Consider the following 12,842-nt stretch of genomic DNA (forward strand, 5'->3'; position numbering starts at 1 on the left):
AAAAGCGACCTTCGCTATGAAGGCCGCTTATTGGTGCAATTAACAGCTCTTAGCCATGACTCTGCTCTCCATGGCGCCGCTCAAACGAGTCAGTAGCAATGCCACTACGACAATCAAGGCTCCAACAAATGGTGTATCCATCAACTCACCCTGAGCCACGATGAGGCCGCCGCCCCAAGAGCCTAGCGCAATACCAACATTAAATGCGGCAATGTTCAGACCTGAAGCCACATCGACGGCATCAGGGGTGTATTTCTCGGCAAGGTTAACCACGTACACCTGCAGTGGCGGCACGTTACCAAAAGCAAAGGCACCCCATACCAAGATGGTGATCACTGCGGCAACTTGGTGATACGCGGTGAAACCGAACAGAACCAGAACCGCAGCGAGGCCAATGAAGATTACCGTTAGGGCTTTCACTGCCCCCATCTTGTCAGCCATCTTACCGCCCCAGATATTTCCCACCGCAACAGAGACGCCGTACACCAACATGATCAGCCCTACGGCACCGGCATTAAACCCAGCGACCTCCTCTAGAATCGGAGCCAGATAGGTAAATGCGGTAAACGTGCCGCCATAGCCCAGCGCCGTGATCCCATACACCAGCAAGAGACGAGGCTCGGTCAGTACCTTGAGCTGCGCCGACAGTTTTGCTGCAGGAGGCTGTTTCAGGTTACTCGGTACCAACACTGCTGAGCCCAACAGCGCAATCAGACCCAACACCGACACCACCAGAAAGGTCGCCTGCCAACCAAAGCTTTGACCAATGTAAGTCCCCAGTGGCACACCGGTTACCAGTGCCACGGTTAACCCAGTGAACATAATGGCGATGGCACTGGCGGCTTTGTCTTTGCTCACCAAACCGGTCGCTATGGTAGAACCAATACTAAAAAACACCCCATGGGCTAAGCCGGTCAGAATGCGGGCAATCACCAAGGTTTGGTAGTTGGGCGCGTGCCAAGCGAAGGCGTTGCCCACGACAAACAGGGTCATCACCGCCAGCAATACATTTTTACGCTTCCACTTTCCAGTCAACGCCGTCAGTACCGGAGCTCCAACGGCAACGCCTAAGGCATATAAGCTCACCAGCAAGCCGGCGGAGGGCAGAGACACGCCAAGATCCGCCGCCATGGTGGGGATAAGACCAACAATCACAAACTCAGTGGTGCCAATGGCAAAAGCACTCAAGCAGAGCATCAACAGGGGTAACGGAATTTTCATAGCACAACCTAAACTTATTCGTGAGGGACGTTGAGCTGACATCAGTTCGGTCACAATCCCCTCTCAATTAACGACGCTGCACAGTATTCCGTGTTAGTCTTTTGCGATAAATGAGCCTTTTGTGAAATCACTTTTGTTGAAATGACAATGAAAACCCGGTCCGATGATCTCGAAATTCTGTTGGCGGTGATCGACAGTGGGGGCTTTTCCGCAGCCGCGGAGCAGCTCAACATCCAAGTGGCACGTGCCTCTCGAGCCGTTACTCGTCTTGAACAACAGCTCGGTGTTAGCCTGCTCAATCGCACCACCCGACGGGTAGAACTTACCGAAGAGGGGAGAGGTTTTGTGGAGGGCGTACGCCTAGGGCTAGGCCAACTCACCCAAGCTGAAGACGCGCTGCAATCGCAGCAGCAGACTCCCAAAGGCACCCTAAGGGTGGATGCGGCCAGCCCCTTTATGCAACATCAAATCGTGCCGCTCATTCCAGAGTTCACTCAGCTTTACCCTGACATCCAATTGGATCTGACCTGCAACGAAGGCTATGTAGATCTGCTGGAAAAGCGCACCGATCTGGCCATTCGCATCGGTCCGCTGGCCGACTCCAGCTTGCACGCTCGCCATCTGGGCCGAAGTGCTCTGCACATTGTTGCCACCCCAAGCTACCTTGATCAACACGGCAAACCACAAAGCATCGACCAGCTCAAACTGCATCCGCTCATCGGGTTTGCCAATGCCCGTCGCCTCAATCGCTGGCCATTGGCGGGGCTAGGAGAGATAAAACCCAGCATAGGCTGCAGTAATGGTGAAGTGATCAAGCAACTGACGCTAACCCACTGCGGCATCGCGTGTTTGTCAAACTTCATGGTGGAAAAGGAGCTGACCAATGGCAGCTTGCTTCCCCTGTTTGCCGATGACCTAGTGCCCAACACCGACCGCGAAAGCGTCAACGCGGTTTACTATCGCTCCAGTGCTCTGTCCAGCCGAATTGGCGCCTTTCTCGACTTCATCGAGCCACGCCTGTCACTGTGAATTGAAGTTCACATTTTATCGACGCCCCTAACCTCAGAATGGAGACTGCGGCTTAACTAACCTGGTCTCCTATGCTGGCTCAACATCCGTCGGAATCCATTCGCGTACTGATTGTCGAGGACAACACAGACATCAGTGAAAACATTGGCGACTACCTGTCGCAGTTTGATCACATCGTCGACTTTGCCGATAACGGCATCACCGCTATTGGGCTGCTCCAAGAGGAGTCCTTCGATGTGATTGTGGTGGATGTGATGATGCCCAAAATGGACGGTCTGACCTTCTGCACCACTCTAAGGCACGAACTGCGCCTTGGAACTCCGGTGATCATGCTGACCGCTAGAGACACCTTGGAGGACAAACTCAAAGGGTTTCACCATGGCGCCGATGACTACCTAGTCAAGCCCTTCCAACTGCCAGAACTTCACGTTCGAATTCAAGCCCTGTATCAAAGGCGATTTGGCAAAATCCAACCGCAACTCCAAGTGGCCGATCTGGTTCTAGACCGAGCGTCCAAACAGGTGTTTCGCCAAGGCCACCCTCTGCACCTCAACCCAATCAGCTTTAAAATACTGGCGCACCTGATGAGCATCTCCCCGGCCACCGCCAGCCGTCGCGATCTCGAAATTCTGATTTGGGGCGATGAGCCGCCGGATTCCGATGTACTGCGAACCCATCTGTATAAGCTTCGGACCGTGGTAGACAAACCTTTTGATTCCCAGCTACTGCACACCCTACCCAGAGTGGGGTATCAGCTGATAGAGAAACCTCCAGCGTGAAGGTAAAGAGCCTGTACCATCAGGTACTTCTAGGCTGCAGCATCTACTTAAGCCTGATCTGTTTGGCGTGGAGCTTGGCGCTCGCCATCATTGACCAAAACTCAGAAGATCGCGTTTTTGAGCGCCAGCTGCGATTGACCCGAGACGATTACCAGAGAGCACTGGAAACGGACCCGCACGCGAAGTTACCAGACTCTCCCTTCATTCGGATGGTGGACATCAGTTTTCTCCCTGATGAGGCGCAGCAACATCTATTCCATTGGCAACAGGGGGTCATTTACGAATACGCCGAAGAGCAATTGCACCTAACCCTAGTGAAAGGAAAGCCAGGTCAGGTGATGATTCTCGATGGCACTCACATCAAAGAACCAGAAACGGCGGAGATGCAAAAGTGGTTTCTTCGACTGCTGGCAATTTCTCTGGTGTGTAGCCTACCCGTAGTCGGTTTTGGCATCTGGTTTGCGCGCAAGACCATTGAGCCTTTGCAGCGGCTGTCGCAAAACGTCGCCAACATCGAAATGCAGTCTCTGCCCAAGGAGGATTGGCAGAAGATCCAGCCAGAAAAATACGAACACCAAGAGCTTCGACAGCTGGCTTTTTCCCTACGACAGACCTTAAAACGACTGTCTGAGTACATTGCCAGAGAGCAAGCGTTCACCCAAACCGTCAGCCACGAACTGCGCACTCCCGTTACCGTAATTCAGGGTGCCTTAGATATTCTTCAGCACCGCCATACCGATGACAAAGATAAGCGAGTATTGTCACGCATTGAGCGGGCCAATCAGCGCATGTTAGACACCATAGAGATGTTTCTAGGCCTTGCCCGAGAGCGCTCACCGTTAGCGGAAGACAAGGTTAACCTTAATGCCCTAATCGACGCTCTGATAGAGCAGCAGCGCCACGCTAGCAATTTATCAACAGACTACCTCTACCAAAGCGATGATGACGTTACTCTGGAGGTGGATGCGATGGCGCTTAGCACCGTCATCACCAATGTACTGCGAAATGGATCCCAACACTCCCCCCAAGGCAGTGCCATCACGCTACACCTAACCCAAAATCAGCTAACGGTAACCAACGCGGTTAAATCGGCCACGGCGGTCAAGCTCACTAATGAACCGGTCAGCTATGGGCTCGGGCTTGCCATCGTCGATCGGCTCTGCTCTATCCACCATTGGCAATTTTCGTTGGTATTGAAACAGGAAGTGGCCATCGCCACCGTCGAATGGAAAACATCAGGCAAAAAAAACGGGGATGACCCGCAAGATTCATCCCCTAAGCACAAGCAACGTAGCTAAATTGGAAGGTGCCTTAAAAAGGCTGGCCAACAAAACGGTCTCTGTTACTGTTTTGAAGTCCATTGCATGGGTGACACAAGCTCCCATGCTGGGCCAGAGATTTGGGGTCTTGGCCCGAGCCAAACCGACTTAACCACAGATAAAACACAGCTCTATAAGTCAGTTTGAAGGCCACGCGACGACTGGATGCGTGGCCACTGCTTCAGTGAATCACCGCAGTGATTAACCGAATTGGTTCATGGTGTTGTCTTTACCAGAGGCCTTCAGGGCCGCATCACCAGAGAAGTACTCTTTGTGGTCGTCACCGATGTCGGAACCAGCCATGTTCTGGTGCTTAACACACGCGATGCCTTGGCGAATCTCTTGACGCTGAACGTTCTTAACGTAGCCCAGCATGCCTTGGTCACCGAAGTACTCCTTGGCCAGATTATCGGTAGACAGCGCCGCAGTGTGGTAAGTCGGCAAGGTAATCAAGTGGTGGAAGATACCCGCTTCACGAGCCGCATCGGCCTGGAAGGTGCGAATCTTCTCATCCGCTTCCGCCGCCAGTTCAGAGCCGTCGTATTCAGCGCTCATCAGCTTGGTACGGTCGTAACCAGACACGTCTTTACCAGCTTCACTCCAGGCATCAAACACCTGCTGGCGGAAGTTCAGAGTCCAGTTAAACGATGGGCTGTTGTTGTATACCAGCTTGGCATTAGGCACCACTTCACGGATGCGGTTAACCATGCCAGCAATCTGACCAACGTGAGGCTTCTCGGTTTCAATCCACAGCAGGTCGGCGCCATTCTGCAGCGAAGTAATGCAGTCTAGAACCACACGGTCCTCACCAGTGCCTGGGCGGAACTGGAACAGGTTCGAAGGCAGGCGCTTAGGCTTAAGCAGCTTACCGTTGGCCTTGATGACCACATCACCGTTGGCGATGTCTTCGGCGCTGTCGATGTACTCACCGTCCAGGAAGCTGTTGTACTGGTCACCCAGATCCCCTGGCTCGTTGGTGATGGCAATCTGCTTAGTCAGGCCAGCGCCCAGAGAGTCAGTACGGGCCACAATCACACCGTCGTCCACACCCAGCTCTAGGAAGGCGTAACGGACAGCGCGAATCTTGGCTAGGAAGTCTTCATGAGGCACGGTTACTTTGCCGTCCTGGTGACCACACTGCTTCTCATCGGATACCTGGTTTTCAATCTGAATACAGCAAGCGCCTGCTTCAATCATGCGCTTAGCCAGCAGATAGGTGGCTTCTTCGTTACCAAAGCCGGCATCGATGTCGGCAACAATCGGCACGATGTGAGTCTGGTGGTTGTCGATCTGCTCTTGAATCTTGGCTTTTTCTGCGTCGTCGCTGGCCGCATCCAGTTGACGGAACAGACCGCCCAACTCGCGAGCATCTGCTTGACGCAGGAAGGTGTACAGCTCTTCAATCAAGCCAGCTACGGAGGTTTTCTCGTGCATGGACTGATCTGGCAGCGGACCAAAGTCACTTCGCAGTGCTGCAACCATCCAACCGGACAGGTACAGGTAGCGACGGTCGGTGCTGTTAAAGTGCTTCTTAATGGAGATCAGCTTCTGCTGTCCAATGAAACCGTGCCAGCAACCTAGAGACTGAGTGTACTGGGATGGATCGTTGTCATAACGCTCCATGTCAGCGCGCATGATTTTGGCGGTGTAGCGGGCGATGTCTAGGCCGGTTTTGAATTTGTTCTGGGCCTTCATGCGTGCCGCATACTCAGGGCTGATGGCATTCCATGCATTGCCCATAGAACCAATCAAGGTGCTGGCTGAATCGATGTCAGATTTGTAAGTAGACATTGTGGTACTCCTTAAAATTTCTTGTTCCCTAAGAAACAGTCTCTTGAGTCAGAATTTGATACCCAGGTAGGGTCAAAAAGTCTGCCAGTTCCTCGGCGGTGGTCAGCTGTTCAAACAGCTTGGCCGCTTGGTCAAAGGCACCGCTATCAAAGCGAGCTTCACCCAGCTCCTGTTTCACCACTTCCAGTTCTTGCTCTAGCATGCCTCGGAACAGGTCGGCGGTAATCAGCTGACCGTTATCCAAAGACTTGCCATGTTTAATCCATTGCCAGATTGAGGCGCGAGAGATCTCCGCTGTAGCCGCATCTTCCATCAACCCGTAGATAGGCACGCAGCCATTACCGGTGATCCAGGCTTCGATGTACTGCACTGCGATGCGGATGTTGGCGCGCATGCCCGCTTCCGTCGCTTGGCCTTCGCAAGGCTGCAGCAGCTCCTTGGCAGTAATCGGCGCGTCCACATCACGGCTGATGTGCAGCTGGTTATCCAGATCCGAGCCGATGAAGTCGTTAAATACGCCCATGGCGGTGTCGGCCAATCCAGGGTGTGCAACCCAGGTGCCATCGTGGCCATTACGAGCTTCCAGCTCCTTATCCAGCACCACTTTGTCCAAAATCGCCTGCTGCTGAGCTGGGTCTTTCGACGGAATCAGCGCCGCCATGCCACCCATTGCCAACGCGCCGCGGCGGTGACAGGTCTTGATCAACAGTCGCGAGTAGGCCGACAGGAACGGCTTGTCCATGGTCACCTGCTGACGGTCAGGCAGAACCCGATCCGGATGATTTCGCAGGGTCTTGATGTAGCTAAAGATGTAATCCCAGCGGCCACAGTTCAGCGCCACAATGTTGTTGCGCAGTTCATAGAGGATCTCATCCATCTCGAACACCGCTGGCAGCGTTTCAATCAGGCAGGTCACCTTGATGGTGCCTGGCTGCAGGCAGAACTTCTCTTCAGTGTAAGCAAACACCTGAGCCCACCAGCGCGCTTCTAAGTGGCTCTGCAACTTAGGAATGTAAAAATAGGGACCGGTGCCTTTTTTCAGAAGGGCGCGATAGTTGTGGTAGAAGTACAGGGCGAAATCCACCAGAGCACCGGGCAGCGGCTGACCATCAAACAGGATATGATTTTCCTTCAGGTGCAGGCCTCGAACGCGAGCAATCAACACCGCAGGGTCATCATCAAGTTGATAGTGTTTACCATTGGCAGGGTTGGTGTATTCAATGGTGCCAGCAACCGCATCACGCAGGTTAATCTGTCCCTGAACCACTTTGTCCCAGCTTGGTGCCAGTGAATCTTCAAAATCCGCCATGAACACTTTTACGCGAGCATTAAGGGCATTGATGATCATCTTGCGGTCAACGGGACCGGTGATCTCAACGCGGCGGTCGCGCAGGTCTTCTGGAATGCCTAAGATCTTCCAATCGCCATCGCGGATGTCTTTAGTCTCAGGTAGGAAATCAGGAAGTTGCCCCGCATCCACCATGGCTTGGCGAGCTTCGCGGCCGGCCAGCAGTTGAGGAACCCCTGGTGCAAAACGGCTTGCCAGCTCAGCCACAAAGGCCAGCGCTTCTGGTGACAGAATCTGCTGGTATTCGGACTGCATTGGGCCGACAACGTCGATCCCTTTAACTAACTCGGTGGCTTGGCTCATTTGAGGCACCTCCAGTGCAACTTTCATTTGTAACTATCAAACTACTCCATGGCGGTCATGAATCTGCTGAAAATGACGTCGCCTTATGCTTAATAAACCTGCACCTGATCACAGAAAAGATCAACACTGAAATTACAGTGTTTTTACAAAAATAAACCAAACCACTGAATAATAAGAAAATTTAGTTAGAGCCAACACTTTAAACAACAGTTTTAATCAAATGATTCAATTTTATGTTTAAAAACCATACTGAAAACCCACCATTTGTAATTAAATTACTACATTTGCAGTTGGCGATGGCTGTTTTGACAGGATTAGTGATAAATATTCACAAATAAATAAGGAATCAATGATTCACCAAGAAATAAGAAAACAAAGGGTTTATTAACTTATCTTTTTGATTAGAAGGATTTTTATCTGCTGACAACAGAAAAGTTACCACCACAGTCTGAAAATGGGGTCTAGGGTTACCGCGCAAATTTTCATCAAAAATTCTGAACCCCCTTGTCGAAAGTTAACGGTCAATTTGATCAAGCGCACATCCGCCAGACAGCAGAACGCCTCCAATTTGGAGGCGTTATTCATTGAATTGGCATGACCAATTTCATATCACTAGCACCAACCAGACAGGCAGGGTTACTGGCATATTTAAGTGAAAATAGTAAAACTCAGTTCAACGCAGCCATCGCTAACAAGCTCATGTAACCACTGAACCCAACCAGCAGCATCGCTCCAGATAACCGCATCATTCGTACCGGACCTTGCGGCTCTTCAGTGCGCAATCGAGCGATCACAAAGAACAGCCCCAAGGTGAGCGTAATCGCCACAAGCATCGGCATATCCCGCTCTAACACCTCGTCAGGCAAAACGATGCCGTCGCCCAAAAGCCCCGGAAAGGCCATCACCCCAAGCAAGTTAAAGGTGTTCGAGCCAATAATGGTGGCCAGCGTCATGTCATACAGGCCTCGTCGAACGCCAGCGATGGCAGCAGCCAGCTCAGGCAAACTGGTACCAAAGGCAATGACCGTCAAGCCGATCACCAACTCGCTTACTCCAAAGGCTCGAGCTAGCTCGACACTGCCCCACACCATCACCTGAGAGCTGGCCAGCAACAGACCCAGCATCACTAGGGTTTCTGTAATGGCTCGCTTTTTCGAGATATCGAGAAACTCAATGTCTTGATCTTCGGCTTCGTTATGAGTTCTGGCCAGATAAACGCAGTAAAGAATCAAGCCAATAAGTAACGCTACGCCTTGGGGCAATGCCACTTCCCCTCCGGCAAGTAGGAGGTAGGTAAAGGCAACGACCAGCAATAAGATGGGATACTCACGCTTTAAAAAGCGGCGGCTCACCATAATCGGCGTGACTAAAGCGCAGATCCCCAACACCAAACCAGTATTGATGATGTTCGAGCCGATGGCGTTGCCCACTGACAGGCCATCGGCGCCATTTAAGGCTGCAATGGCGCTAACCAGCATCTCAGGTGCCGAAGTACCAAAGGCCACAATGGTCATGCCGATAAATACGATGGAAAGACCGAAGTAACGGGCCATGGTCGCCGCAGCCGCAATCAAACGGTCGGCACTGTAGGTCAGTACGATAAAACCGATAACAACGGCAAAAATAGGAAGTAAAAGAGGCGACATAAAACAGCTCACATGAGGGCACCACGAATCCCAGCATCTGGCCCTCGGCAGAGTGCTGCGATTCGAGTCTCGCCAAGCTAAAGCCTTGCTTTAGCCGACAACGCCACAGCCAGAAATAGGCCGAGGATGTTGACGTTGCCCTTTGCTTGTCGCCGCAAAGAGGCTACTCCCCCGAAATGAGGCGGCGATTATAACCAGCGTCATTCACAAATTCCACCCAGTAGTGACTCATACCTGTTTAACTCACAGCCAAAAAAGGGGGCCGCAGCCCCCTTTCGGTATGATTAGCCCCTTATGCCGAGCCTTTGACCTTCTCGCGCATACTTTGCAGCAAGTAATAGAATACCGGCACCAGCAGGGTACCCACGATACCGGCCATCACCATGCCACCAAATACCGCGTAACCTAGGCTATTGCGGCTCTCGGCCCCAGCACCAGTGGCCAGCACCAAGGGCAGCACTCCAAGAATAAAGGAGAAGGCGGTCATCAATACCGCACGGAATCGCAACTTAGCGGCGGTCACCGCAGAATCGAAGATGCCTACCCCACTCTCTCGTTGCTGCTTGGCAAACTCCACAATAAGAATGGCGTTTTTCGAAGCCAAACCGATAAGCAGAACCAGACCAATCTGGGTATAGAGGTTCACCTCCGAACCCGCCAACCACACATTGAGGAAAGCGCCGAGTACTGCCACCGGCACCGCTAACATGACCGCCAGCGGAATGGTCCAGCTCTCATACTGAGCCACCAAAAACAGATAGGTGAACACCAGCGCGAGACTGAATATCAGTGGCGCAAGGTTGCCAGCTTTGATCTCCTGATAGGTTTGGCCAGTCCAGCTGAAACTGTAGCCCGCAGGCAGGTTACTGGCGGCTACCTGCTCCATCGCCGCCACGGCCTCTCCGGAGCTGTGCCCTGGAGCGGGGATGCCATTGATCACCACTGAGCCATAGAGGTTGTAGTTGTTGACCACTTCAGGTCCCAAAATCGGCTCGATTCGAGTCAAGGTCGACAACGGCACCATCTCTCCCTGTGCGGTGCGCACGTAGAAACGAGAGATATCCCGATCGGAATTTCGATACTGCTCCTCTGCTTGCAGCATCACCCGGAACACCTTTCCAAAGCGGTTAAAGTCGTTAACGTAGTTGCCCCCCAACTGAGTCTGTAACGTGGAGAACACCTCCGTTAATGGGATGCCCAAGGCCTTGGCCTGATTTCTATCCACATCGACGAATAACTGAGGGGTATCGGCTCTAAAGTTACTGAACGCCATGGCGATCTCGGGCCTGGCATTGGCTTCAATGATCAGCCCTCGCATCACCTGAGCCAACTCAGCGGCGCTGCGCCCCTGAGTGTCCTGAAGCACAAACTCAAAGCCACCGACGTTGCCCACGCCAGGCAGAGGGGGCAACGCAAAGACCATCGCCTGCAGCAGCGGATTTTGAGCATAGAGCCCTTGTAGCTGCCTCATGATCGCTTTATCCGTCAGCTCCGGTGATTGACGCTCATCCCAATCGTCCAGCACCACCACCAACAAGCCGCCATTGGAGGAGACCGACCCAGACAACACCGAGAAGCCAGACGCGTGGATGACGCTGTTGACCCCCGGCACCGCTAAAGTCTGGTCAACCATCTTGGCCATCGCCGCCTCGGTCCGATTCAGCGATGCCCCATTGGGCAACTGAATGTCCACTAAGAAGGACTTTTTATCTTCGGCGGGCACAAATCCAGTAGGCAAGGATCCCCCCAGCCAAGCGGTGGCCGCGATAGCGGCAACGAAAGCAAGCATCGCCAAGCTGCTGCGACGAATCAGCACCCCAACCCAGCCGCCGTAACCCAAAGTTAGCTTGTCAAACCCTCGGTTAAACGCGCCAAAGAGCCCAGAGGTCTTAGGCACCGGAGCCTTTAGCACCGACGCACAAATAGCCGGGGACAAAGTTAGGGCATTAACTGAGGAGATAAGCACGGCAACACAGATGGTTACCGAGAATTGAGCATACATCTGCCCAGTAATTCCCGGCATCACCGCCGTAGGTGCAAACACCGCCAACAGCACCAAGGTGGTGGCAACCACTGGACCGGTAACCTCCTCCATCGCTTTGATGGTGGCGGCCTTGGCGTCAAGCCCCTCCTCTTCCATGATGCGACTGACGTTCTCCACCACCACAATGGCGTCGTCCACCACAATGCCGATCGCCAGAATCAACGCGAACAGTGAGATGGTGTTGATGGTCATCCCGCCCACCAACAGAAACACAAAGGTGCCCACAAGGGACACGGGAATGGCAATGGCGGGGACCAAGGTGGCACGAAAATCCTGCAAGAACAGATACACCACGGCAATCACCAGCGCCACCGAGATGAACAGGGTGCTGATCACCTCACGGATGGAAACGGTAACAAACTCCGTGGTGTCATAGAGAATGGTGTACTCCATGTCCTGTGGGAAGTTTTGACTGAGCAGCGCCATCTGCTCCCGTACCGATTGGGCAACCTCTAACGCATTGGCGTCAGGGCTTTGATAGATGGCAATGATGGCGCTGGGCGCGTTGTTTAGCTGGCCCTGAGCGTCGTAAGTTTGAGAACCCAACTCCACTCGAGCAATATCCGCAATCACCACCTTGGAGCCATCGGGGTTGGAACGCAGCACCACCTGTTCAAACTCCTCCACCTCAACCAATCTGCCTCGAGTTTGCAGGCTCAACTGAAACTGCTGATCGGGGGAGATGGGCGCCGAGCCGATGCGACCGGCGGGCACTTGGATGTTCTGCTCCTGCAATGCGGTTTGCACGTCGTTGGCCGTGATCGCCAAGGCGGCCATCTTATCTGGGTCCAACCAGATGCGCATGGCGTAATCCATGCCACCGATGATCTGCACCTCGGATACCCCGCCCTGACGGGCCAGCACATCCTTCACATTCAAGGTGGCGTAGTTAGTCAGAAACAGGGAGTCTAAGCTGCCCTCTGGCGCCACCAGGTTCACCAGCATCAGGAAGTTGGGGCTCTGCTTCTTTACCCGCACCCCTTGCTTGGTTACCGTCTCCGGCAATCGAGGCAGCGCTTGCTGTACTCGGTTCTGTACATTGACCTGAGCATCATCGGCGTTGGTGCCAACCTCAAAGGTCACCGTGAGTGAATAACTGCCGTCGTTGGCGGATTTTGAGGACATATAGATCATATCCTCCACACCGTTCACCTCGGCTTCAATCACCTGAGCAATGGTGTCTTTAACCACCTCAGCACTGGCACCGGAGAAACTGGTGGTGACGTTGATCTGAGGCGGAGACACATCAGGGAACTCTGCCACCGGCAGCAACGGAATGGCGAGTAACCCCGACAAGGTCAGGATAATCGAGATAACAAAAGCAAACTTCGGTCTAAAGACGAAAAAGCGACTGATCATAAT

The 12,842-nt window shown here is 53.1% G+C and carries 8 protein-coding genes and 1 riboswitch; of the genes, 3 read left to right on the plus strand and 5 right to left on the minus strand.

Annotation, left to right across the window (positions count from 1 at the left end):
• Positions 1–39: 39 nt before the first annotated feature.
• Positions 40–1,215 (minus strand): MFS transporter, encoded by a 1,176-nt coding sequence (locus FCL42_RS05775; RefSeq protein WP_136862667.1) that lies wholly within the window; start codon positions 1,213–1,215, stop codon positions 40–42.
• 153 nt (positions 1,216–1,368) lie between these two features.
• Between FCL42_RS05775 and FCL42_RS05780 the strand changes: the two genes are divergently transcribed.
• The 3 genes from FCL42_RS05780 (at position 1,369) to FCL42_RS05790 (ending at position 4,327) form a co-directional block, all read left to right on the plus strand.
• The gene (locus FCL42_RS05780; RefSeq protein WP_136862447.1) at positions 1,369–2,250 is read left to right on the plus strand and encodes a LysR family transcriptional regulator; all 882 of its coding nucleotides are present in this window, start codon (positions 1,369–1,371) and stop codon (positions 2,248–2,250) included.
• 71 nt (positions 2,251–2,321) lie between these two features.
• Positions 2,322–3,029, plus strand: coding sequence for a response regulator transcription factor (locus FCL42_RS05785; protein ID WP_456071349.1), 708 nt, complete (start codon positions 2,322–2,324; stop codon positions 3,027–3,029).
• Entirely contained in the window at positions 3,026–4,327 is a 1,302-nt protein-coding gene (locus tag FCL42_RS05790) for a sensor histidine kinase (RefSeq protein ID WP_136862448.1), read from the plus strand. Before FCL42_RS05785 ends, FCL42_RS05790 begins: the two co-directional genes overlap by 4 nt.
• 222 nt (positions 4,328–4,549) lie before the next feature.
• On the opposite strand, the gene FCL42_RS05795 is transcribed toward FCL42_RS05790, so the two are convergent.
• The 4 genes from FCL42_RS05795 to FCL42_RS05810 form a co-directional block, all read right to left on the minus strand.
• Entirely contained in the window at positions 4,550–6,139 is a 1,590-nt protein-coding gene (locus FCL42_RS05795; protein ID WP_136862449.1) for an isocitrate lyase, read from the minus strand.
• Positions 6,140–6,167: 28 nt separating this feature from the next.
• Positions 6,168–7,790 (minus strand): malate synthase A, encoded by a 1,623-nt coding sequence (gene aceB, locus FCL42_RS05800; RefSeq protein WP_229359788.1) that lies wholly within the window; start codon positions 7,788–7,790, stop codon positions 6,168–6,170.
• A gap of 668 nt (positions 7,791–8,458) precedes the next feature.
• Positions 8,459–9,436, minus strand: a complete 978-nt coding sequence (locus FCL42_RS05805) for a calcium/sodium antiporter (RefSeq protein WP_136862451.1) — start codon at positions 9,434–9,436, stop codon at positions 8,459–8,461.
• 74 nt (positions 9,437–9,510) lie between these two features.
• A riboswitch (yybP-ykoY riboswitch) is annotated at positions 9,511–9,608 on the minus strand.
• Positions 9,609–9,728: 120 nt separating this feature from the next.
• Positions 9,729–12,839 (minus strand): efflux RND transporter permease subunit, encoded by a 3,111-nt coding sequence (locus FCL42_RS05810; RefSeq protein WP_136862452.1) that lies wholly within the window; start codon positions 12,837–12,839, stop codon positions 9,729–9,731.
• Positions 12,840–12,842 lie beyond the last annotated feature (3 nt).

It is taken from the genome of Ferrimonas aestuarii (assembly GCF_005116665.1).
Lineage (GTDB): Bacteria > Pseudomonadota > Gammaproteobacteria > Enterobacterales > Shewanellaceae > Ferrimonas > Ferrimonas aestuarii.